The organism is Burkholderia sp. SCN-KJ (genome assembly GCF_024656005.1).
Lineage (GTDB): Bacteria > Pseudomonadota > Gammaproteobacteria > Burkholderiales > Burkholderiaceae > Burkholderia.
The window spans coordinates 87,028-108,282 of the sequence record NZ_JANKOG010000020.1; the positions used below are offsets into that span (position 1 = coordinate 87,028).

25 protein-coding genes are annotated in these 21,255 nt (G+C 61.8%); 24 read left to right on the forward strand and 1 reads right to left on the reverse strand.

Features of this window, described 5'->3' with window-relative positions:
• Positions 1-23 precede the first annotated feature (23 nt).
• Positions 24-464 carry a hypothetical protein gene (locus NQV17_RS27910; RefSeq protein ID WP_257774744.1) on the reverse strand — a complete coding sequence of 147 codons (441 nt, stop codon included), beginning with the start codon at positions 462-464 and terminating at the stop codon, positions 24-26.
• Between the two features lie 495 nt (positions 465-959).
• On the opposite strand from NQV17_RS27910, the gene NQV17_RS27915 reads away from it, so the two are divergent.
• The 24 genes from NQV17_RS27915 to NQV17_RS28030 all read left to right on the forward strand — a co-directional run bounded on the left by NQV17_RS27915 (position 960) and on the right by NQV17_RS28030 (position 21,255).
• Positions 960-1,961: an N-6 DNA methylase gene (locus NQV17_RS27915; protein WP_257774745.1), complete on the forward strand. Its 1,002-nt coding sequence runs from the start codon at positions 960-962 to the stop codon at positions 1,959-1,961.
• Positions 1,962-2,237: 276 nt separating this feature from the next.
• Complete coding sequence (locus NQV17_RS27920; RefSeq protein WP_257774746.1) at positions 2,238-3,917, forward strand: PRTRC system ParB family protein; 1,680 nt, start codon at positions 2,238-2,240, stop codon at positions 3,915-3,917.
• Between the two features lie 78 nt (positions 3,918-3,995).
• Complete coding sequence (locus tag NQV17_RS27925) at positions 3,996-4,442, forward strand: PRTRC system protein E (protein ID WP_257774747.1); 447 nt, start codon at positions 3,996-3,998, stop codon at positions 4,440-4,442.
• Positions 4,443-4,450: 8 nt separating this feature from the next.
• Positions 4,451-4,669, forward strand: a complete 219-nt coding sequence (locus tag NQV17_RS27930; RefSeq protein ID WP_175753961.1) for a PRTRC system protein C — start codon at positions 4,451-4,453, stop codon at positions 4,667-4,669.
• Complete coding sequence (locus NQV17_RS27935; RefSeq protein ID WP_059888121.1) at positions 4,662-4,880, forward strand: hypothetical protein; 219 nt, start codon at positions 4,662-4,664, stop codon at positions 4,878-4,880. Before NQV17_RS27930 ends, NQV17_RS27935 begins: the two co-directional genes overlap by 8 nt.
• Positions 4,802-5,911, forward strand: coding sequence for a PRTRC system protein F (locus tag NQV17_RS27940; protein WP_257774788.1), 1,110 nt, complete (start codon positions 4,802-4,804; stop codon positions 5,909-5,911). The genes NQV17_RS27935 and NQV17_RS27940 overlap by 79 nt, the downstream gene beginning before the upstream one ends.
• Before the next feature lie 11 nt (positions 5,912-5,922).
• Entirely contained in the window at positions 5,923-6,651 is a 729-nt protein-coding gene (locus NQV17_RS27945) for a PRTRC system protein B (RefSeq protein WP_257774748.1), read from the forward strand.
• Positions 6,648-7,283: a PRTRC system protein A gene (locus NQV17_RS27950; protein ID WP_257774749.1), complete on the forward strand. Its 636-nt coding sequence runs from the start codon at positions 6,648-6,650 to the stop codon at positions 7,281-7,283. The genes NQV17_RS27945 and NQV17_RS27950 overlap by 4 nt, the downstream gene beginning before the upstream one ends.
• Positions 7,283-8,101 (forward strand): PRTRC system ThiF family protein, encoded by an 819-nt coding sequence (locus NQV17_RS27955; protein ID WP_175753958.1) that lies wholly within the window; start codon positions 7,283-7,285, stop codon positions 8,099-8,101. Before NQV17_RS27950 ends, NQV17_RS27955 begins: the two co-directional genes overlap by 1 nt.
• An 86-nt stretch (positions 8,102-8,187) precedes the next feature.
• A complete protein-coding gene (locus NQV17_RS27960) occupies positions 8,188-8,460 on the forward strand; it encodes a hypothetical protein (RefSeq protein WP_175753957.1) in 273 nt (90 codons plus the stop codon).
• Between the two features lie 270 nt (positions 8,461-8,730).
• Positions 8,731-9,192, forward strand: coding sequence for a hypothetical protein (locus NQV17_RS27965; protein WP_059848450.1), 462 nt, complete (start codon positions 8,731-8,733; stop codon positions 9,190-9,192).
• 86 nt (positions 9,193-9,278) lie between these two features.
• Positions 9,279-9,671 (forward strand): hypothetical protein, encoded by a 393-nt coding sequence (locus NQV17_RS27970; protein WP_124902173.1) that lies wholly within the window; start codon positions 9,279-9,281, stop codon positions 9,669-9,671.
• A gap of 8 nt (positions 9,672-9,679) precedes the next feature.
• Entirely contained in the window at positions 9,680-10,153 is a 474-nt protein-coding gene (locus NQV17_RS27975; RefSeq protein ID WP_124902172.1) for a hypothetical protein, read from the forward strand.
• A gap of 216 nt (positions 10,154-10,369) precedes the next feature.
• Positions 10,370-10,780 (forward strand): hypothetical protein, encoded by a 411-nt coding sequence (locus tag NQV17_RS27980; RefSeq protein ID WP_096506462.1) that lies wholly within the window; start codon positions 10,370-10,372, stop codon positions 10,778-10,780.
• Positions 10,781-10,859: 79 nt separating this feature from the next.
• Complete coding sequence (locus NQV17_RS27985) at positions 10,860-12,380, forward strand: hypothetical protein (protein WP_257774750.1); 1,521 nt, start codon at positions 10,860-10,862, stop codon at positions 12,378-12,380.
• A 14-nt stretch (positions 12,381-12,394) separates the two neighbouring features.
• Positions 12,395-12,859, forward strand: coding sequence for a hypothetical protein (locus tag NQV17_RS27990; RefSeq protein ID WP_060321686.1), 465 nt, complete (start codon positions 12,395-12,397; stop codon positions 12,857-12,859).
• A gap of 256 nt (positions 12,860-13,115) precedes the next feature.
• On the forward strand, positions 13,116-13,367 hold the full coding sequence (locus tag NQV17_RS27995) for a DUF3717 domain-containing protein (RefSeq protein ID WP_257774751.1): 252 nt from the start codon (positions 13,116-13,118) through the stop codon (positions 13,365-13,367).
• Between the two features lie 118 nt (positions 13,368-13,485).
• Complete coding sequence (locus NQV17_RS28000) at positions 13,486-14,511, forward strand: ATP-binding protein (RefSeq protein WP_257774752.1); 1,026 nt, start codon at positions 13,486-13,488, stop codon at positions 14,509-14,511.
• Positions 14,512-14,611: 100 nt separating this feature from the next.
• A complete protein-coding gene (locus NQV17_RS28005; protein WP_060221199.1) occupies positions 14,612-15,541 on the forward strand; it encodes a hypothetical protein in 930 nt (309 codons plus the stop codon).
• A 7-nt stretch (positions 15,542-15,548) separates the two neighbouring features.
• Complete coding sequence (locus tag NQV17_RS28010) at positions 15,549-16,757, forward strand: VWA-like domain-containing protein (RefSeq protein WP_257774753.1); 1,209 nt, start codon at positions 15,549-15,551, stop codon at positions 16,755-16,757.
• A gap of 275 nt (positions 16,758-17,032) precedes the next feature.
• Positions 17,033-18,079 carry a CpaF family protein gene (locus tag NQV17_RS28015; protein ID WP_257774754.1) on the forward strand — a complete coding sequence of 349 codons (1,047 nt, stop codon included), beginning with the start codon at positions 17,033-17,035 and terminating at the stop codon, positions 18,077-18,079.
• A gap of 17 nt (positions 18,080-18,096) precedes the next feature.
• The gene (locus NQV17_RS28020) at positions 18,097-18,477 is read left to right on the forward strand and encodes a TrbC/VirB2 family protein (protein ID WP_059534619.1); all 381 of its coding nucleotides are present in this window, start codon (positions 18,097-18,099) and stop codon (positions 18,475-18,477) included.
• On the forward strand, positions 18,470-18,781 hold the full coding sequence (locus NQV17_RS28025) for a VirB3 family type IV secretion system protein (RefSeq protein ID WP_082725241.1): 312 nt from the start codon (positions 18,470-18,472) through the stop codon (positions 18,779-18,781). Before NQV17_RS28020 ends, NQV17_RS28025 begins: the two co-directional genes overlap by 8 nt.
• Entirely contained in the window at positions 18,778-21,255 is a 2,478-nt protein-coding gene (locus NQV17_RS28030; RefSeq protein ID WP_257774755.1) for a VirB4 family type IV secretion system protein, read from the forward strand. The genes NQV17_RS28025 and NQV17_RS28030 overlap by 4 nt, the downstream gene beginning before the upstream one ends.

The window sequence follows — 21,255 nt, forward strand, 5'->3', positions numbered from 1 at the left end:
ATCGAAAGCTGAAGCGTCCGGTTTCAGCTAGCGAGTCGCCGGCGAAGCGCGGCGCGATCGCGGCCGAAGAGCCCGAGCCCTATCGCGAGTGCTGCCGGAACACTCACGACAATCGCATAGGCCCACCAGAGGCGTTCGCCAAGATCCCGAGCCAGTGCCGCGATCGGCCGCTGCTCGAACCCTTTCGACCGGCAGATCGGAGACGCCGGAAGCGCATGGTCGGGAATTTTGTCCTTGCATACCTGGATCGAAAGCGAGCCGGGCTGCGCGGGTGGGTTGTTCGCTGTCTGTGCGGCGAACTCCAGGATTTCTCGTGGGATCGTCTGAAACGAGAAGTTGCTGTACAGCGCGAGAGCGCCGCAGAGAATCACGCTCGGAAACACGAAGAAAATGTAGAAGGCCCATTTCCCCACGAACAAGGTGTGGCTGGCGAGATGGCGGGCGCGGTCCAGAGGAGCGCGCATGGATCGACTGGTCATTGTGCGGGTGCCCGGTTGGTTTGACGGGGGCGACGGATGCGCCCACTACAACCATGCAGCCCTCTGAACGCTACGAATACTGCGAAAGCGCATCTGTTTGCTGGAGCTTTTCGCCTTACCCCGCTCAACCGGTTGCGCGGCTCAGGTTCTGCTTAAAATGTGAGCATCAAGCTGCGAGCGCCGCTACGCGAGGGTGGCGGCGACTTATCCACAAGCTTGTGCAGCGTAATTGTGGGTATCTCGGCATCTTGGCCGCAGGGGCGAAAGCGTGCCCGAACCTGACGTCATTTCGGGCGCCCAGTTCGGGTCCCGCGCTTTACCATCCGTTCCGACCACCGCGTCTACGACGCATCGACCTACGGCCGCGCGCGGCCCCTCTACTTCACCCCTACGGGATCACTCCTGTCGGGCGTGCTCTCCCGTCATCAATCTGGAGAGCACCATGTCCATTTCAACTGTCCGTACGCTGGAGGCCGCTGTATGAGCCGAAAGAGTGCGGAAAAAAAGTTTGCACGCGAAGCCGATCCCCATCAGGCTGAACTCGTGAAGCTGCTCAAGCAGTTTGGTTATGCCCATCAGATCAATACTGTGTTTGCGGATTTCGTCGAGATATCCGCTATCGCGCTGAGCAACAGCGTGGACAAGCCGCAGTTTGAACCGCGGGAAAAACGCTACCTAGAGATAGTCGGAAAATACAAAGCCGAAGAGCTGCAACTGTTTGCCAGGATGTTCGCGGAGCTGACACTCTCGTTCGAGCATCGGCTTGGCGTCGACGACCGCCTTCCTCCGGGCGCGCTGCCGTGCCCAGGAAACCTGACGGACGTGCTTGGCGAGACGTACATGATGCTGGACATCGGCAACGACCGGGCCGGCCAGTTCTTCACGCCCTACTGCGTCTCTCGGTTGATGGCCGGCATCTCGATCGGTAGCCGCAGCGAGGTCATAGAGCAGGAGGGGTTCATGCGGATGCATGAGCCTGCATGTGGTGCTGGTGGGATGGTGATCGCGACGGCAGATGCATTGCTGTCGATCGGCCAGAACTATCAGCAGACCATGCATGCAACGTGCATCGACATCGATGCACGCTGCGTCCATATGACGTACCTGCAGCTGTCGATGATGCATATCCCAGCGATTGTCGTGCATGGGAATGCACTCACCGGCGAAGTGTGGGGCATGTGGTACACCCCGGCGCACATTCTCGGCGGTTGGCGGGCGAAGCTTCGGCAGCGCAGGCAGGCAGATGCTCTGCGCGAAGTATTGGCGCTGGACCGGAGCGCGGTCGCTCCGGACGCCGAGGCAAAGCAGGAACCGGACGATGACCTGATGTTCGATAGTGAGGTCGCCGTGGCAACGGCCGTCGAAGTGCCGGCGGTCGCTGCAGTGCCTCCTGCCGATACCCTCTGCGATCTCTTCGACGACGCTGTCGAGCAGTCGAGGGCCAGTATCTTTGAGGCCGTCGATCAGCTGGCCCTCTTCTAAAACGCGCGGTGGCGCGACATCCTCTTACACCAAAGCCCGATCGTTCGATCGGGCCTTTTTTTCCTTCAGTCCCTGCGGGTGCCGCTACCGGCAACCGGTGAAAGCTAGCGCGTTCTTACGGGCTTTCCGCCGAGTTCCCGAAAATTCAAGCGGTATCTTTTCTTCATCTACCGCGTCTCTGACGCATCGACTCCGCCGGCGCCGCCGGCATTCCTTTCCAACCCCATCGGGAACCACCCCCGATCGGGGGCAGGTTCCCTCTTCGGAGAACCTGCCATGCAACAAACCCCTCTGCAGCAACCTACTATCAAGCTCGGACGCATCAAGCTGGGCCGGAACCCTCGCACGTACTTCGATGACGCCAAGATGGCCGAAATGAAGGCGTCGATCTCGGCGCGCGGTGTTGATACGCCGGTTATCGTCCGTCCCCTCGACGACGGATTCTTCGAACTCATCGCCGGCGGCCGTCGGTACAAAGCCGCGCTCGAAACGCGCGGCGATGACTACGACATGCCGGTGAACGTTAAAGACGTGGATCCGGTTGAGGCGGAGGAAATTGCCTTTACCGAGAATATTCAGCGTGACGACATGTCCCCCGGTGACGAGGCAGTCGAGGCGGCGCGCCTTCTTGGCCGCTGCCAAGGGGATCGCGAAGAAGCTGCCAGGCGGATCGGCTGGAGCCTTGCCACGCTCAACAGCCGACTCGCACTGCTGAATTGCAGTAACGAAGTCCTCATCGCTCTGAACACGCGCCAGATTCTCCTCGGTCATGCGGAGTTGCTTGCCGCGCTGTCCAAGGAAAATCAGGATCGCGTGCTCCCGGTGATTATCAACGAGAAGAAGTCCGTCGCTGAAGTGCGAAAGCTCGTCGAGAGCGCGGCATGCTCTCTGTCCGCCGCGATCTTCGACAAGACCGATTGCGCGGCGTGCCCGCACAACTCGGAGATGCAATCCGAGATGTTCGGTGAGTCGATCGCGACCGGCAACTGCACGAATCGCCAGTGCTACAACGGGAAGACGGACAAGCAGCTCGAGGTCACGGCCGCGGGCTTGCGTGACGAGTTCCCGACCGTGCGTATCGTGCGCGCCGGCGACAATCACACGCGGGTTCAACTCGCGGTCGATGGGCCGAACGGCGTTGGCGCCGAGCAGGCGAAGGCGTGCCACGGTTGCCAGAACTACGGCGTCGCGGTCAGCGGGTTGCCCGATTCTCTCGGCAAGACCTTCCGCGGCCAGTGTTTCGACACTGTCTGCAATATGCGCAAGGTTGCGGACCGGATCACGGCTGAGAAGGCGGCGGCGAAAGCCGAGACCTCTGACGCCAAGGGTTCTACCGTTTCGACCAAAGCAGCTGGCAAGAGTGGATCGGGTTCCGATACATCTGCGCCGGCGGCCGTATCCGTCGTCGCCGAATCCGACCGGGTGAAGCAATACCGTGAGGCGCTGTGGCGGAAGGCACTGCGGCGCGACGTCGGCAAAAATGCGGTGCTCGCTCGACAGTACCTGATCGCAATCGTCCTCGCGGGCTATGCGCGTCAGATCAAGGACGAAGTTTTCCGATCTGTCTACGAAAAGGTGACGGACGAGAAGGCTCCTGCGGCCGATCTCCCGAAGGCTCTTCTTCTCGCTTGTACCACGTCGGATGAGCAGGCTGCGATGCTGGTCACCGGCATGTTTGTCGCGGCGATCGAAGGTCTCGACGTCACGTATCTCAAGCAACTCTGTAAGCACCACAACCTCGACCTGACGCAGTACTGGAAGCTCGACAAGGAGTTCCTGGACCTCGTCACCAAGGCCGAGATGATGGTGATCGCAGACGAGCTCGGGCTGCGCGCGGCGATGGGCGACAACTTCAAGAAAGTGTTCTCGAAGTCGAAGGCCGAAGTCATCACGGCGCTGCTCGCCGTCGAAGGTTTCACATACGAGGGCAAGCTCCTGAAGGTCCTCAAGTTTTAAGTAGCGGGCGGCTCACGATCGAGCCGCATCAAAATTCTGCGCCGCCTCGTGCGGCGCATATTTTTTCTGGAGATTTAAATGTTTCAAGCACTCGAACCGCTGCTTCGTTCTGCGGAAAAACTCGTCTTGTCGCTGACGATGGATGGCGAAAACATCGTCGTGTTTTTGACGCCGGCAGGCGGCAAGGACGCGATGCTGCGGCAGCCGTTGATCCTGAAAGCGACGGCCGCAGAGCTCGACGAGGGTTTCGCAGCGGCGATCAGCAGCTTTACCGCTGCGCATCAGTCGCTCGGCGATCAGGTGGCGGCGACCAATGCGATCCTCGAGGCCCAGCAGCAGTCGCAGGCGACGAAGGCCCAGAAGGCATTGTCGAAAGCGTCGAAGCCTGAGGCCGCAAATGCGGCTGTGGACGAAGACGCTGATGCCGATGAGGAAGGGGCCGGACCGACCGCCGCCGCGCCCGGGGTGACGCCCCCGGCCGACGAGAAGCCGGCCGGCACGGATCTGTCGTCGTTGCTCCTGTGAGGTGAACCATGTCGATCAGCATCGCAGTATTGGTTCGCGAGTTCACCTACAACGGCATGGCGCTTTTGGATCCCGGTCCGACGTTCTCGCCTGACCAGGTACGCGATCTCTACACCGCCCAGTATCCGGAGCTGACGACCGCTGCGGTCGACGGCCCGGAAATGAAGGGCGAGGTGGCGCACTACAAATTTGTCCGCGCGGCGGGTGCCAAGGGCGCCCATGCGTAAACGCGATCTGCTCAAAGCCCTGTCCGATCCGGATGGTGGCTTCAACCAACAGGAACCGGCCGAAAGGCCGGTTTTTTTATATGACGAGGAAATGCGGAAATGTTCTTCGATCCTGCACTCCCTGATTCAAGCATCGCAGCTGGCTCGGCCGCGCGCTGGCAACCGCCACGCGCTGCCCCTGCCCGACGTCGACCTGCCGCTGATCTTCTGACGCTTCCGTCCTTCTCGACGGAGGTGCCGGGGGCGGTTCGGTTGAAGTGGCGTGAAGACGTGAACCTGTCGGATTTGGTCCTGAAGCATTTCCAGTACGGACCGTTGCGTGCAGGTGATGTTCATGATCCGGCCGACGCCGGCGACGCGTTCCAGCAGGCGTTTCATGCGTGGACGCGACGCCAGTATGGGCGTCTTTCCCGACTCCGATTCACGCCGCATCTCTTTGACGCGCATGCGGTTCGTGATGTTCTCGATGCCCTCGGTAACGGGAACAACGATGACGACCCGACGCCGCTGTTTTTCGGGTTTGGCCTTGAAGATGAGTGGGTCTACTCGCTTGAAGGGGCGATCGAGACGTTGCGTTCGGCCCACCCGTTGCTTTTCCGGACGGTGATGGGCGCGCTGTATCGCGCATCGGCTCGGACGATGTTCATCCGCCTGCCAGACTGGTTCATTTACGAATTTTCCTGCTGGTACTGGGACGGCGATCCGAACATTTCAGACGAGGATGCCGACGAAGCGCTGAAGGAACGCTTCGAGGACGACACTGAGACCCGTTCTGCGTATCTGCCGTCGGTTGTTCGCCCACAGCTCTGCCCCGACGACGCTGATCCGTGTGTGTTTAGGGGCGGTAAGTGGCGTGATCGACGCGCCATGACGGACCCGGAACTGGTGCGGCTTCGCGCTCGTAGCAGGGGCATGCCTCGGCGCGTATGCACCGAGGTCCTCAACCTCCGGACACTGATGCGCCGTAGCCGAACGAGAGATCTGTTTCACGTGAGCTATGACGCAAATCCTGTCTATGGAATTTGCTCGGTGATCGTCGAGGACAACGAGTTTGTTGGCGACCTTCTCGACCATCACTTTGACGGTGCCGCTCAATGCGGGGATGCGACGACCTACAGCGGCTTCTCCCGGCTGGCGTCAACGCCGAAAGCTATCCGCCGCCAGTACGCCGACCTGGCACTGGCGTTTCGAATTCTCACTCACCTTGACCGGCTTCTTGCGCTGGTGAGTCAACCCACTTAAAGGAGTGTGTTATGTCTGGTATCTCGGCCGGCAGAACCGGTTCGGATGTCGCGTTGTCGCAAGCGTTGTTGCTCTATACGGGCAAGGATGGTGCGCATTTTGCGACAGCCCACGCTGTCATCGCTGACCGCAAAAGCGGCCGACCCGTCATTGGCGCCGGTCGGCCGCTCGACCGGAAGGTGCTTGTTCAAACGCTTCAGCAGCTCGCCGAGCACGTCGCACCGCGGGCGGAGTTTTTGCCAGCGACGGTGCTCGGGGTGTCGCCTGAAGCAGTCACGTGGTGGTGTCCGCCAGCGATGCGCCGAGTGTTCTTCGAATGCGAGAACCTTGGTAAGCGAAGCGCCGTTGTTCCGCATCCGGGGCTGGTGTTCCAGGCCTCGAATCAGGGCTTTCGCGTGTTCGCGGTTGCATGCAGCGATCGCCCCGTTCGCGAGACGCCGTTGTTCGAACCGCCGTACTTCAACACCTGGGACATGGGCCGGATCTGCATCGGCAGTGCGCAGGTTCCGAAGCGTGTGGATGTGGCGTCGATCGATGGCTGGGAAGCCGGGTTCTTCGATTCGGCCTTCACGCATCCGAACGCCGGCGGCAAACGGATCGAGTACAAGGACGGCGAGTACGCGTTCTGGCGCGACATGCTCGACGGCAAGTTCGGCGAGACGTTTCCGCTCAACGCGCTGGTGCCGATGAACCGGACGCTCGAGCAGCTGGTCAACGGGCAAGTCGGGAGGGGCGCATGAATCCGCTCGATACCGTTCTCCAACAGTCCTTCCCGGCGGTGATGGTTCCGTCGCGGGAGACTGTTGTCCCGATGACGCGTTCGGGAGAGCGCCTGCTCATCGCATCGGATGGCGTCTATCTCGAAGTCCTGCGTCCCTGGGTGCGTGTGGTGCGTCGCATCGCGCAGTACGCAGTCTCGACAGCTGTCCCGTACGGGAAGATCGAAGAGACGACGGCGCTCTTGTGCGGGCAGATTCCGGCCGCGCTCGTCGCGGAGTTTCATGCGATGGCCCGGCCGGCGTTGCCAAACGAGGTCGGGGCGTGGATTGTCTGGAACAGCGTGACCTGTGCGTTCCGCATCGTTGCCTTGCCTTCGCTGTCGCACGGGCCGGGGCATTTGGTCTATGAGCGGCCGCGACTGGCAGACGGCGAATGGCTAGTGGTGGATTGCCATTCCCATGGCACGAGCCCGGCGTTCTTCTCGCGCACGGACAATCAGGATGACAAGCATGACGTGAAGTTTGCGCTCGTGCTGGGCCATTGCGATCGTACGCCGTCCGTCGCGCTGCGGCTTTGCGCGAAGGGGATCTTCGAGAAGTTCGAGCGCGCGCCCGAGTCGTGGGCGGCGGCGCTGACAATGGAGGGGGTGTGATGAGCGAGGTGATCACTCATAGTATTCCCGCCGACATGCTCCGCCGGCCGTGGCGCGTTGTGGTGGTTGGAGCCGGCGGGACCGGGAGCGCATTTCTTCCCAGTCTCGCGCGGTTGCATCACGCCATGATCGAGCTCGGCCACCCTGGCGGGATCGAGTGCACGGTGTACGACGACGACACTGTCAGCGAGACGAATGTCGGGCGGCAGGGGTTCTATCCCAATGACGTCGGGCATTACAAGGCGTTGCTGCTCGTGAACCGGCTCAACAACCTGATGGGAACCAACTGGGTTGCGGAGCCGCGGCGTGTCGATTCGTCGGTGCGGATTGTCGCCGACATCGTGGTGGGTTGCGTCGACTCACGTCGCGCGCGGCACGCCATCGTGCAGGCAGCGAAGCGCGGGAGTTGTCGTTACTACCTCGACTGCGGCAATGAGACGGATCGTGGTCAGGTCATTCTCGGGGAGTTCGGCAAGGCCCGGCACGACCGGTTGCCCCACGTGGGCGATCTGTTCCCGGACCTGCTGAACGCCAAGAACGACAGGGACGACGACACACCGTCCTGCTCGATGGCCGATGCGCTACGCAAGCAGTCCCTCGTCATCAATCAAGCGATCTCGGTACAGGCCTACAACCTGCTCTGGACGCTTTACAGGACGGGGTCGCTGAAGTATTCGGGCAGCTTTGTGAACCTGGAGACGGGTCGCACCAGCCCGATATCGATTGATCCCGCCGCGTGGGCGCGCTTCGGCTACGAGGCGCCCCCGCCGAAAAAGCCGAAGGCTCGCAAGAGCCGGAAAGCGACGGCAGCAGTTTGAATTTGCCGCCTCGTTTCGAGGCGGCTTTTCTTCATCCAACGGGTGGTAGCCCGTTGGGCGCTGCCCAAGTTCGAGGAGCATTACTCATGGGACGCTCGGGTACCGAGACCGTGCGGGACGTTGACTTGCCGCATGCGGTGATACGCTTCAAGCGTGCGGTTCAGTTCCCACGGTTCAGCATGGCCGAAGGGGAGCGATGGGGGTTCGTCGTTTACGGTAAGACAGCGGACCGAATAGCCGCGATCAAGGCGGGCGATAGGTTCGAGTTCGCAGGTGGTCAATGTCTTGCCATCGACGTCGAAATTATCTACGAAGGGCCCGGCAATCTCGATTTCAGCCGGGCCGCAGGATACATCTAGGCAAACTGAATTTCTCTGATACCAGCGCCTCCCGAGTAATCGGGCAGGCGCTTTTTTTTCGTCCAGAGGAAAGCGGGGCAGTTTTCTCGACGATTCCGGCGGGTGATGGCGGCACGCCGGCCTACACTGATCCTGTTTCCCGCGCGTCTGCGCATCGACCCCTTCGCATCGGCTCTGTCCGTGCGTATTTCTCTCACCGACCATGCGTCGGCTTCCCAGTCAGGGCAATTTCCCTGACGGGCGATTGCCCTCTTTTTTGAGGCAATCGTCATGTTCAAGCTTCTCATCTCTGTTCTGCTCCTCGCTTCGTTGACCGCGTGCGCTTCGTATGACTTCGGTTCGCCCGATGTCTACCAGCGCTACGACGTTCAGCGCGCGGGAGAAATCGAGGCGGCCACGGTCGTCAGCGTGCGCGGCGTCACGATCAGCAACGAGTCGGACCGTTCCGGTCTGGCATCACTGTTGAGCGCGGGTGTCAGCGCATTTCTCGGCTCCCGCACGATCGGCGGCGGCAACGGCCGATACATCGCTGGCGCGCTCGCTGGCGCCGGCGCTGCCTACGTGTCGCAGCGTCTGTCGGAATCGCTCGCGCGCCACGCTGGCCTTGAGGTCGTCGTGCGCACGGTGTCCGGCCGCACGCTGGTCGTCGTTCAGTCCGACGAGCAGCGCTTCGCCCCTGGCGATCGCGTGATGCTCGTCAGCAGTTCTTCCGGCATGCGCATCACGCGCTGAGCCGTTCATTCGCCGGCAGCGGCCGGCTTCTTCCTGCATAGCGAGGTTCCCGTTTGGGGCCTCGCTTTTTTTATTCCGAGGGCAAGATGTTCAAGGTACCGAAAGTTCTGTACGCGGACCGGCGCGCGGGTGGCGTTGCGTCCGACGCTGCGCTGACCCACCATGCGACGCGGATGCTGCATCGTGTTGCGCGCGATCTGCGGTTGCGAGCAGGTGAGCACGAGGTGGTAGCCGAGCCGGCGAAGGCCGGCCGCGGCTGCCGCGTCACCCTGCGCACCAGTCGGATGATGCTTGAGATTGCGGATTCGACATCGCGCCAGCATGTCGCGGTGTCGTTTCGCACCCGGCGCGGTCACCGCGACCTGTCGGGCGGCGGTGACAACGTCGTGCCGCTCACGCAGCTCGACACGGACGAGGGTTACCAGGCGTTGCTTGGCGGCCTGCGGCTCGTGGATGGTCTCGATAACGACCGGCGATAGGGGGCGGGATGCAATTCGTCGACGTTTGCATCGAGTACCCCTCGGGGATCTCGATAATCGATCGCGGGTCCTATGACGCGGAACTCGGCATGGTCTATGTTTCGGCCCGTGTTCGTGCTTTCCTGGCGGTCGTGCATGAGAGTGAATCGCCGCCGGTGATCACCGCATCCTGGGATGGGAATGAGGCAAAGCTCATTCAATCGACGGTCGACAGCTTTGCTGTCGTCTCGGTAGAGCCGCCGGCCGCCTCGCCGCGGTCCCGGCTGGGCGCGCGACTGGTTCGCGCTTCCTGGTCCAAGGACCAGCGGCAGCAGTTCGGGCGGTTCTGCCATACGCTGACGGTCTCGTCGATCGTCGGTGTGGTCGGCTACGTGCACGCCATCTCGGAGTTCTCGATCTGGGCGGCGATGAACGTTGCAGCACTGGTCGTGATCGGTGTGGTAACTTATGTCGTAGGCATGGATTCCATGAACGGAGAATGAATATGTACTTCGGTCCTGTTGCACTGCTTCTGACGTTGGTGTTCTGCGGCTACGGCATCGTCGCATGCGAACGCGGTCGTAAGGCGGAGCGCGACCAACGTCGTTCTCTGCGGCACCACACGCATTAAATCGAACTGACGGTCGCCCATCTGGGCGGCCGCCTATCAATCAAGGGCTGCACCTTTCGGTGTGGCCCTTTTTATTTTCAGGGTTTCCATGTCTGAAGTACTGGAGCGGCCGGTATCGCGGTCGCAGGACGCGTTTGAACTCGAAGGTAAGACGGTCGAGGAGGTTGCTCGATACATCGAGGACTCTCTTCGTGCTACGGAGCTCGAGCCGGAATGGGTGTTCGTTGCCAATCGGTCTATGTATGCAAACGAGGCCGTGTTTGGTCGAAAGCCATGGTCCAAATGGCCGGCTGCTGGCGAGAATAAGCGGCGTTGCTGCGTGTCGATCGAGCGGGGTCAGTCGGAAGGGTGGATTGTCCGTCTCGACACAGTTTGGCTCGATGCAGCGTTGGGCGTCGGCCACTGGCGAACTCAACCGCTCATTCGCATCAAGACGCTGACGCGTTCCCATGGCTGGGCCGTTGCCGCGGTGGTATCGAACCTGCTCAACATCGACTGACGAGTCACCTTCAATTTTTCCCAATCCGGGGCAACTGCCCGGATGGGGTGGTTGCCCCTTTTCGCAAGGACAACCACTGATGTACACGATCAAAACTCCTGACGCCTCGATCCACGTCGACACCCTTGCACACGTATTCCACGTGTTTTTTCACGACGCAACGTTATCCGCTTACGAAACGACCGAGATTTCGCTCACGCGCGGTGGCGTCGAAATGCCGATCCTCCGCTACAACGGAATCTTGACCGTACGACAGCCTGGCACGGCCGAAGCGATCTTCACCTCGCTTTTCGAAGAAATCCGCAACCGCTGGTTTAGCCGGGACGGGCGACAACTGCAGCCTTGGCAAGTCACGCGCAAGCGCTGGGAGGTCTTCCAGTTCATGTTCGAGCTGGCGACGAAACCGGCATGGATGCTGTCCGGCGAGCAACTCGAGGCCGAAGTCGAGGCCGCGCGTGGCGCCGGTCGGCGCTTCCACCTGCCGGATGTCTGTGACCACGTTGCAAACGCGCTGTTCGGCTTCACGTCGCAAGGGCCGCGTCTCTCGCTCTCAGGCGGGGTAAACGGCCGGCACGAGGTTCATGTCGCCTATGCGCTGTTTCTGGATCACCCGATTCCTGATTCGGTGCTGGCGGACTATCGTGGCGACGCTAAGCGCTTCGAGTACGACCTGCGGTGGTTCCCCGTTCTCCTGGACGTGCCAGTTCTGCGCAACACGCTCCCGTACGACGTCATGCAGTCCGCGGTGGCGATCTACCGTCACGAGAAAAGGCAGATCGACGCCGAGCTCGGTGCCGGTATCGTCGCCGCGCTGCAGTCCGCGCCGGCCGGTATCTCCTACGTGGAGGTTGACGACCGGCTGTTCGCCGCAGGCCTCGTCGACAAGCCGGATCTTCCCGAACAGTACCAGCGTCCGGTGGACGTCGGCTCCGCGATGTCGCCCGTAGCCGAGCGCCTGCGTGATCTGATCGGGGACGCCGTCCTGAAAAAGTCGCTGGACAGGCTCGGAGCCGACCGACAGAAAGGGCGGATCTCGCTGCGGCAGTACAACCTGCAGGTCGAGATGGCGAAGCTGGAGCGAGGCCGCATGACGTTCGAAGGGGCCAACCGGTTTGCCGCCGATGTTGAGGCGCGTAACGTTGGCGCTTTGCTGTCGGTCCTGGACCACGCGGCCGGCTGGAACGACCAGAGCAAGCGTGTATTGCGCGAGCAATTCGGTGTTTCATTGCGCGGCCTGCACTCGACGCGCCGGCGGCGTGCGATCTTCGCGTTCTGCGGCTATGACGAGGCGGCACAAGCCGAGTGGGAGGCAAAGCAGGACGCCGCCCGCGCGCACCGTCGCGCCGAAGAGACCGCCAATGACGCGAAGAAACAGGCAGGCCTCGCCCGGTACCGCACGCACGACAACGTGCTGATCACGGGCGTCGAGCACGTTGATCAGGCGATCGCCGACGGCTACTCGGAGATCCGAAGCTTTCGCCATGGTGCGGCGACGCGATACGCGTTGGCGAAGCCGGGTTCGACTGAAGGGCGGATACTCCACGCGAAGAACGGCACGCTGGACTATGCGCGGTCGCGGCTCACGTTGCTCGCGGCTTGATCGAGGAGCGAAACATGCGATTCGATCGAACCGTGCGGTACGGGGACTACGTCTGGACCCGCCGAAAGGAACAGGCGTTTCTCAATCGGCACAAACGTGTTGCTCGGAAGCTCGAGCGTGACTGCCCGCTGTTCGCAGATCAGCTCGCGCCGGCACCCGAGACCGACGTCGACGCGGAGAAGGCGCTGAGAATCGATAGAGCGCGCCAGAGTGAGCAGGTGATGCGCGATCTCGACGCGAGACATTGGCGCGCCGGTCGTGCGTCCTACTTCGCGTGCGAGCCGGAGATCCGAGCGCGAATCATGGCCGAATGGAGTGCGTGGCGCGGACCGGCAACGCCACTGTACTTCATCTATGTGGTCGAAAAGCACAACGGTGTCGGCGAGGAGCGAACCCGACGGATGCGTGAGCGCGACGCTGAGATCCGTGATGCAGTCCTTCCGATGGTGAACGTTCAGGGCGACCTGCTTGGGACGTAAGAGGTGGTTCGCCACCCGACATTGAACAACCGGCGCCACGTGCGCCGGTTTTTTTTCGTCCATTCGGAACGGGATGGTCTCTAAGCCCCGTAAATTTCTCGATCTTTCCGGCCTGCACGCAGGATGGCGGCTCCTACACTGGCTTTACTCACCGCGTCACCGACGCATCGAATCCGCCGCAATGCGGCCACTTCCAGCCCAAGGGAATCACGTCCCGCCGGGCGTCTTTCACGGGGCGACACTTCCGAGGTCACTCGTGAACCAATCTGAAACTTCCAATCCTTTGCCACCCGATGCCGTGTCGATCACCGAGATCGAGGTGGCGATCAACGTGTGGCGCAACCGCTCGCCGGCGCCGACCGGGCCCGACGAGCTGATCGTTCTCTGTGCCGAGGCCCGGGTTCTCGCCGACGTCTACGGTGTCATGATCGTGAACCGCGCCACGTGCGTTCCGCGATCATCGCTGACGTCGACGCAGGCCGCAGCGCTCATCGGCGCTCGTTCGTAGGCATCAACTCGCGTCTCAGGACGCATCGAATCGCCGCATCGCGGCATCTCCAATCGCCCCGCAGGGTCACGTCCCTGCCGGGCGCGATTCCCGTGGGGCTCTTTCATTCAAGGTCCCCATGAAACTCTCTCCCGCACGCCTCACCCAGCTGCTCGCCACATACATTCCGAAGCGCCTTCCGGTGCTGATTACCGGCCGGCCTGGTATTGGCAAATCCGACATCGTCGAAGCAGCCACCGAGGAGGCGGAGCACGACCTGCTCATCAGTCACCCGGTTGTCGAAGATCCGACCGACTCGAAGGGTTTGCCGTTTCCGTCGGCCGACGGCACGCATGCCCGATTCTTGCCCTTCGGCGACCTCGAGCGGGCGCTGTCGGCGGCGCGTCCACTGGTCTGGTTCTTCGACGATCTCGGGCAGGCTTCGCCGGCGGTGCAGGCGGCCAAGATGCAGCTGCTGCTCGCACGCCGCATCGGTGAGCACCAGTTGCCCGACTGCGTCACGTTCGTCGCGGCAACGAATCGCCGCAGCGACAACGCGGGTGTCAGCGGGATCCTCGATCCGCTGATCTCGCGTTTTGCGGCGGTCGTCGAGCTCGAAGCCACTGTCGATGACTGGACGACTTGGGCGATACGGCAGAACGTTCTGCCCGAGCTGATCGCGTTCCTTCGCTTCCGACCGGACCTGCTCTGGGAGGCGCGCAGCAGCCGCGATATTGTCGCGTCGGCAAGTCCCCGGAAGTGGGGATTTCTCGCGAAGACGATGCCGGCTGTCTCGGCTGACTTGCTGCCTGACGCAATTTGCGCGACGGTCGGCGAAGGTGCCGGTGCCGAGCTGATCAGCTTTCTTTCGATCTACCGCGCTCTGCCGTCGGTCGACGCGATCCTGTTGGACCCAAGCCGGGGCGCAATCCCGGACGAGCCGAGCATCCTGTACGCCCTCACTGCGGCGCTCGCGCACAAGGCGAGCGATGGCAACTTCGAGCGAGTTCTGCAGTATGCAGACCGGCTCGCCGATACGGGGAAACGGGAGTTCACGGCGGTGCTGGTCCGTGACTCGATCGCGCGCACGCCCGATCTGCAGAGCCATCATGCGTTCATCCGTGCGCAGGGCGGTGAGATCGGCAAGATCCTCCGCGGCGAATAGCCGCCTTCAAGCCCTGTAGTGCCTTTCCCTGTTGCCACGGCCGATTCCGGTCCGTGGCTTTTTTTTCGTCTCGCCATTTTCTGTCTGTCTGGAGCTATTCATGAACATTACCGATCTGCAATCCAAGGTCATGCTGTCGTCGGTCACGATTTCCACGTGGGTTGCCCGTCGCTATGACGGGAAGGTCACCGAAGAGGTCGAGAAAAGCCATCACGCCCGCGGCATCGGGCGCTTCAACAAGCGCCTGCTGCCGGAGTACGCGCCGAGCTACGCCGAAGTGGTGTCGATCGGCAATCGGATCCGCTCGCACTACTACAGCCGGACGCTGAAGTACGACCAGCTGGGCGTGCGGCTGCTGCCGACCATGGTCTATATGGAGCTGGCCGAGCGGCTGCGTGCGATGAAAGACGAGTTCGATCTCGCCGTGTCGATCTTCCTGACGAACTACCTCGACCTGAAGGAGCAGGCGAGGGCGGAAATGAACACCCTGTACAACGAGGCGGACTACCCGAGTCTGGCCGAGCTGAAGGGCAAGTTCGGCGTCAAGCTGTCCGTCCTGCCATTCCCGGACGCCAGCCAGTTCGGCGTTGACTTGCCGAGCGATGTCCTGACGACGTTGCGCACGGAGATCGACGAGCACGCGATGGCATCGATCCAGACCGCGAATAACGACTTGGTCGGGCGGTTGTACGAGGCCGTTTCGACGATGGCGTCTCGCCTGTACGCGACCGGGAACGTCCGTCTCGACGTCGCGAACCATGTGCGCGAGTTGTGCGACTTGCTGCCGAAGCTGAACTTCAGCGACGACCCGAAGCTCGCGCACATCCTCACGGAGGCGAAGCAGCATCTCGCAGCGCACAACGGAGCGGATCTGAAGGAGTCGCGAGTGCTCCGGTCGCAGGTTGCCAGCAAGGCGACCGAGATCGAGGGCTTGATGGCTGCCTTCATGGGCGGCGCGCCGGCGGCGCCGCTGACTGACCAGATCCCGGTTCAGTCGGCGACGGGCCTGTCGTTCCTCGCCGCTGCATGAGGTCGTCATGGACTCACGCATCGCGAAGCAGCGCACGGCACTGGTGCTCGACCATCCGTTCATCGGCGCCTTGGCGCTACGGCTCAAAGTCCGCGAGGACCTGAGCTGCAAGACGTTCTGGACGGACGGAGAGACGCTGGGCTACAACCCGACCTATGCCGAGCGCCTGAACGACCTGGAGGTCCGTGGCGTGCTCGCCCATGAGGTATGGCACGTAGCCGGCGGGCATTGTTGGCGACAAGGTGATCGCGACCCCGACGGCTGGAACGAGGCGTGCGATTACGTCGTCAATCTGATGGTGGAGGCTGCAGGGATGCAGCTTCCGTCGGGCGCGCTCATTGATCACCGCTTCAAGGGGATGTCGGCCGAAGAGGTGTACGGCGTCCTCTCGCATGAGAAACGCCGAGTGGCGAAGCAGCCTGGCGGCAAGCAGGCAAGCGATCCGCCGTCGGGAGGTAAGGCGGGCAAACCGACAGGTTCGCCCGGCTCGCAGCCTCCGGGACCCTCCGACGACAAGGCGGGTGGCCCGGCAGCGTCGTGCGGTGAAGTCCGGCAGTATGCCGGGCCTGACAAGGCGGCGAAAGCGGCGGAGTGGAAGGTGGCCGTGCTGCAGGCGGCCAAGGCTGCGCAGGCCTGCGGCAAGCTCGGCGGCGGATTACAGGCCGCTGTCGAGCAATCTGTCGCCGCGGTCGTCGACTGGCGTTCGCTTCTGCATCGCTTTGCGCAGGACGCTGCGCCGACCGACTATACGTGGGCGCAGCCGAATCGTCGCTACTTGCACCTCGGGATGTATCTGCCGTCACTGAACGAGCCGGCGGTGGGCGACGCGGTGTTTGTCCGCGACGCCAGCGGCTCGGTCTGGGATGAAACGCAGGCGCAGTTCGCGGCAGAGATCCTGGCCGTTGCCGATGCGGTTCGCCCGCGTCGCTTGATCGTGATGGATTGCGACGAGCGCGTAACGCAGGTTCAGGTGATCGAGCGGGGCGACCCGGTCGAGCTGGCGCCGCTGAAAGGTGGTGGCGGTACCTCGTTCATCGATCCGTTTCGACGGATCAAGAGCGAGGGTATCGACCCCGCGTTTCTCGTGTACTTGACTGATATGGTCGGTACGTTTCCGTCCGAAGAGCCGGCTTACCCAGTGCTTTGGGCGTCGACGACACCGCTCAAGCGCGCTCGGCGTGCCCCGTTCGGCGAGACAATCGAAGTTGTGTGCTGAGCGACTGCAATGGCTCGCTATTTCCTGAAACACGCCCGGTCCTTGTGACCGGGTTTTTTTTCGTCGGTTGCAAACGCATGCCACGAGTCGACAGGTCCGAGACGGGAGAAAGCTATACGTTTTTATGGAGCATTTCGAGTTTGCCCACACAACCAGTTGCGTGGAAGTCGGCGCGCCGACGCCGTGGCCATGCGCTTCGTCGAGGCCGTGAAAGCTGTTCAAATTAGCCATTCTTTCGGGCGATCGGCGGATGTGCCAGCTTCAACAATAGCTGCATGTCTGAAATTGCCGAAAATCCCTTTCTGAAGGTCGCGCGACTCGAAGAGAACGCTGTGCAGCTGTTCTTCGAATCGCTGAAGCTCATCAAACCGTACCTCGATCACCCGAACGTCGCCGAAGTGATGATCAATTCGGCGAACAACATCTGGGTCGAGGAGCGGGGGGTGATGCGTCGCCTCAACGTCGAGTTCAATCCAGCGACGCTGACGGGTGCGATTCATTCGCTCGCAGCCTCGGTTGAGAAGTCGGCGCAAGCCGGCACGGCCCAGGGGATTATCAACGGCGGCCACAAGAACCTCCGGATCGCGACGGTGATGAAGCCGACGGCGATCGACGGAGACGCACTCGCGATTCGCCGGCATCGCGAGACCAATCTGTCGATCAAGGACTATGCGCGGATGGGCGCGTTCTCGCGGGTTCACGCGAAGCGAGATACCGACCGACCGATATTCCCACCGGACGTCGCTGACGAAGCGCTCGCCGAGGCATTCACCGCGATGGTCCAACAGCGCGCCAATGTTCTCGTCGCCGGCGGTACGTCGACCGGGAAGACAACGTTCCTGAATGCGTTGAATGCGCTGATTCCCCAGGAGGAGCGTGTCATCACGATCGAGGACACGATGGAATTGAAGGTCGACCTTCCGAACCGGGTTCGCCTGCTGTCGAACCCCGACAAGGGCGTCACGACCCAAGTTCTGGTGGCGCTCTGCCTGCGCTTTCGTCCCGATCGGATCATCGTCGGCGAAGTGCGCGGCGGGGAAGCGTACGACTTCATCCAGGCACTCAGCACCGGTCACGACGGCGGAATGGGTTCGATTCACTCGAACGATGCGCGCGGCGGCCTGAGCCGGCTCGAGAGTCTCGCGATGTTGGGCATCCCGCCCGGCAGCCGCTGGGAGCTCACCGACATGCGCAAGGCAATCGCCGACTGCTTCCATTACGTCGTCCACCTGCGCCGCTCTGGCGAGCTGCGCCATGTGTCGGAAGTGCTGGCGATCAAAGGGTTCAAAGACGGGGACTACGTCCTCGAACGCGTTTTCTAACCACACGGGGTTTACCGATGAAGAAGCACATTCAAACGTTGTATTCGCTGGGCTCGAAAAAGGTGCTGGATACCAGCCAATACTTGTTCGGACGTGGCAACCGCCTCTCGACTCTGATCGCACTACTCCTGACGTTGGCCGCGCCGGCCGCGAAGGCGGTCGATCTCGGGGACCTTGGCAACGCGGCCAACTTCATCTGCCTGATCCAGGCCTACGTCAGTGGCCCGGTCCTGTTCGGCCTTGGCATCGTGCTGATCATCGTCGGTGCAGTGGCCATCGCGAACTCGGAAAGCAATATCGGGAAGATGATTTCGTCCGTGATCGTCGGCCTCGGTATCGCTTCCTGCGCGCTTCCGCTCGTGAAGAACCAGCTGAAGATCAACTACACCTGTGCGTGAACCGAAGAAAGTTAGCCGGTCGCTTTCGCTGCCGCGCCAAATGGGCGGCGCCGATCGCGGCCTCGCGATCGCGAACGGGACGCTAACGGCACTACTTTGCTACAGCAGCATGACGCCGATCTATCTAGTCGTCGGCATCGTGGTGCATTGGGTGCTTCGTTGGTTGTCATCGAACGATCCGTGGTGGAAAGACGTGCTGGTCGTCTACAACCGGTATCCCGATGTGCACGAGCCGCTGCCTACGGCACGGGTCGCGGTGCGATTCAAACGGCCATACGGCTTTGATCAGGAGCTCCCACTGTGAGCGCGAACCCGAAGCGTCGGGCGATTCAGGAGATCGCCCCGTGGGCGACGATGGTGACCCCCGAAGTCATTCTCGACAAGGACGGGTCACTGTTGACGCTGTACACGTTCGAAGGAGTAGATGCGGATAGTCCGAACGCCGATGAAATCTCGGCGGCCCGCGACAACCTCGACCAGGCGTGCAAGAACTTCGATCACCGGATCACCGCATGGTGGCGTATGTCGCATCGCCGTGTTCGGGGCGAGATCGGCGGACGCTTCGCGTCGGAGATGGATCAGCGCGTTGACGAGATCAACCAGAAGAGTGTGGGCAGCGGGAAGTACTTCCGCAACACCCACTCGCTCGCGCTTGCGTATACGCCCGAGACGGGGATCAACAAGCTCTTCGAGAAGATCGCGTATCACATCACGGTCGGTGGCAAGTCGGTTCCGATTGCATTGCTCGAGACCGTCAAGGATATGGTGTTCGCGCGTAGTGCATTCGTGTTCGACATGGAGCGCATTGCGTCGGACATCAAGCGCTTCGAAGGCATCCTGGACGCGTTCAAGGGTGGCGTCGCGCGCCTCAAGATGACGCGGCTCCAGCTGCAAAACGCGCTGGCATTCCTCCACCAGACCGCCAATCCGTCGGTTCCACCGCGGCGCGTACGCTACCCCGTGACGATGCTGGACACGCATCTGACGGAAAGCTTCGTGACATACGGTGCAGAACACATCATGTTCGAGTCCGCCTATGGGACACGGTACGCGAAGATCATCGCGGTGAAAGAGTGGATGGGCTTCCAGGAGGCCGCGCTCGACGTGCTCGCCGACGTCGACGCCGAGTTCGACGTGTGCGTCATGTTTCGATTCCTGTCGACCAGCAAGGCACAGGCGTACATCGAGAAAATGCGCGCGTTCTACAAGGTCGCAGCGTTTAGCCCGATGAAGATCTTGAAGAGCTTTTTCTCGAAGGATGAGAAGAAGGAGAACATGGAAAACGAGAAAGGGCGCGAGATCCTGGCCGAAGAGGCAGAAACCGCGCTCGCTCGCCTGATCGCGGACGGTCAGCAATACGGATTCGCGAACATCTCGGTAGTCGTTTACGGGGACACGATCGAAGAGTGCGACGACAACGCGCGCGAGATCGTCGGCCGAATCGGCAACGCTGGCTTCGGCGTGCTGGTCGAGAAGCGAAATCTCGCGGCAGCCTGGGCCTCGACGCTGCCCGGCCGGTGGGATCAGCAGAAGCGGCTGCAGTTCGTCGAGACACCCGTGGTCTCGGACATTGCGCCGGTGCGTGGTGTCGCGGAAGGCAGTGACGTCAACCGATGGCTTACACAGCAGCTCGGACAGAAGGTCGGCCCGCTCACGCTGCTCCCGACGCGTCACCGGACGTTGCAGCGTATCACCTTGCACGATCCGAGCGGGAAGTCTCACACGCTGATCGTGGGCCCGATCGGCGCGGGCAAAACGATCTTTCTCAACTTTCTCGTTTCGCAAACTGGACGCTTCGCTCCGCGGCGCATCAAGTTCGACAAGAATCGATCGACACGTATCCCCACCGTGTTCGCAGACGGAAAGTTCGTCGATGCAACCGGCAAGTTCGCGGCGGCGACGCAGGTCAATCCGCTTTCGATGTTGGTTGACCCACGGCACTACACCTACGTGTCGGACTGGGTCCAGATGGCAATCGAGGGCGACGGGGAGGATTTCCGTTGCACCCCGCAGCAGCAGCGGACGATTTATGAGCGGGTCGTCACGCTCGCGCAGGGCTATGGCCCGGAGTACTGGACGCTCTCGTTCCTGACCACGCTGTTGCCCGTTGAGCTGCGGGATCGCTTGCAGATCTGGTCGAAGGGTGAGAAGAACGGTCGATTCTTCGATCACGTCGAAGACGCGTTCTCCCTTTCCGACGATCTTGCGATCGAGATGGGCGAGCTGTTCGAGAGCTATCCGGTCGCCGCCGCGCTGTTCATGGATTACGCCTTCTACCGCATCTCGCAATGGTTGGATGGCAAGCGCGTCACGATCATCGAGGTCGAGGAGTGCGGCTTCTTCTTCCGGTACCCACGCTTCTATGCGCGTCTGGAAATGTGGGCCGTCACGATCCGTGGGTTGAACGGCACGCTGGTGATGGCGACACAGTCGCTGAGCCAGCTTGAGCGGGTTCCGAACTTCGAGATCTTGAAGGAAAACATCCAGAACTTCTTCTTTCTGCCAAACCGCGATGCGCGAAACAACAAGCGGCTCTATCGCGATGTGTTCGGGCTGACCGAAGACCAGATCGACATGATCAGCGAAGGCGTTCCCAACCGAGACTACCTATGGGTGACGCCGGATCACTCGCGGATGCTCCAGGCGAAGTTCCCGAAAGAAGCGCTCTCGATCTTGCGCGCGGACGGCGCGGCGCAGCGCACGCTCGACAAGCATCTCGCGAGCGGCTCGCCGACCTGGCGTGAGGACTATCTGCGTGAAATGGCCACCGTCGACTGA

Coding starts and splice junctions, on each gene's coding strand:
- NQV17_RS27910 (WP_257774744.1), bottom strand. CDS start 464: ATGCGCGCTCCTCTGGACCGCGCCCGCCATCTCGCCAGCCACACCTTG.
- NQV17_RS27915 (WP_257774745.1), top strand. CDS start 960: ATGAGCCGAAAGAGTGCGGAAAAAAAGTTTGCACGCGAAGCCGATCCC.
- NQV17_RS27920 (WP_257774746.1), top strand. CDS start 2,238: ATGCAACAAACCCCTCTGCAGCAACCTACTATCAAGCTCGGACGCATC.
- NQV17_RS27925 (WP_257774747.1), top strand. CDS start 3,996: ATGTTTCAAGCACTCGAACCGCTGCTTCGTTCTGCGGAAAAACTCGTC.
- NQV17_RS27930 (WP_175753961.1), top strand. CDS start 4,451: ATGTCGATCAGCATCGCAGTATTGGTTCGCGAGTTCACCTACAACGGC.
- NQV17_RS27935 (WP_059888121.1), top strand. CDS start 4,662: ATGCGTAAACGCGATCTGCTCAAAGCCCTGTCCGATCCGGATGGTGGC.
- NQV17_RS27945 (WP_257774748.1), top strand. CDS start 5,923: ATGTCTGGTATCTCGGCCGGCAGAACCGGTTCGGATGTCGCGTTGTCG.
- NQV17_RS27950 (WP_257774749.1), top strand. CDS start 6,648: ATGAATCCGCTCGATACCGTTCTCCAACAGTCCTTCCCGGCGGTGATG.
- NQV17_RS27955 (WP_175753958.1), top strand. CDS start 7,283: ATGAGCGAGGTGATCACTCATAGTATTCCCGCCGACATGCTCCGCCGG.
- NQV17_RS27960 (WP_175753957.1), top strand. CDS start 8,188: ATGGGACGCTCGGGTACCGAGACCGTGCGGGACGTTGACTTGCCGCAT.
- NQV17_RS27965 (WP_059848450.1), top strand. CDS start 8,731: ATGTTCAAGCTTCTCATCTCTGTTCTGCTCCTCGCTTCGTTGACCGCG.
- NQV17_RS27970 (WP_124902173.1), top strand. CDS start 9,279: ATGTTCAAGGTACCGAAAGTTCTGTACGCGGACCGGCGCGCGGGTGGC.
- NQV17_RS27975 (WP_124902172.1), top strand. CDS start 9,680: ATGCAATTCGTCGACGTTTGCATCGAGTACCCCTCGGGGATCTCGATA.
- NQV17_RS27980 (WP_096506462.1), top strand. CDS start 10,370: ATGTCTGAAGTACTGGAGCGGCCGGTATCGCGGTCGCAGGACGCGTTT.
- NQV17_RS27985 (WP_257774750.1), top strand. CDS start 10,860: ATGTACACGATCAAAACTCCTGACGCCTCGATCCACGTCGACACCCTT.
- NQV17_RS27990 (WP_060321686.1), top strand. CDS start 12,395: ATGCGATTCGATCGAACCGTGCGGTACGGGGACTACGTCTGGACCCGC.
- NQV17_RS28000 (WP_257774752.1), top strand. CDS start 13,486: ATGAAACTCTCTCCCGCACGCCTCACCCAGCTGCTCGCCACATACATT.
- NQV17_RS28005 (WP_060221199.1), top strand. CDS start 14,612: ATGAACATTACCGATCTGCAATCCAAGGTCATGCTGTCGTCGGTCACG.
- NQV17_RS28010 (WP_257774753.1), top strand. CDS start 15,549: ATGGACTCACGCATCGCGAAGCAGCGCACGGCACTGGTGCTCGACCAT.
- NQV17_RS28015 (WP_257774754.1), top strand. CDS start 17,033: ATGTCTGAAATTGCCGAAAATCCCTTTCTGAAGGTCGCGCGACTCGAA.
- NQV17_RS28020 (WP_059534619.1), top strand. CDS start 18,097: ATGAAGAAGCACATTCAAACGTTGTATTCGCTGGGCTCGAAAAAGGTG.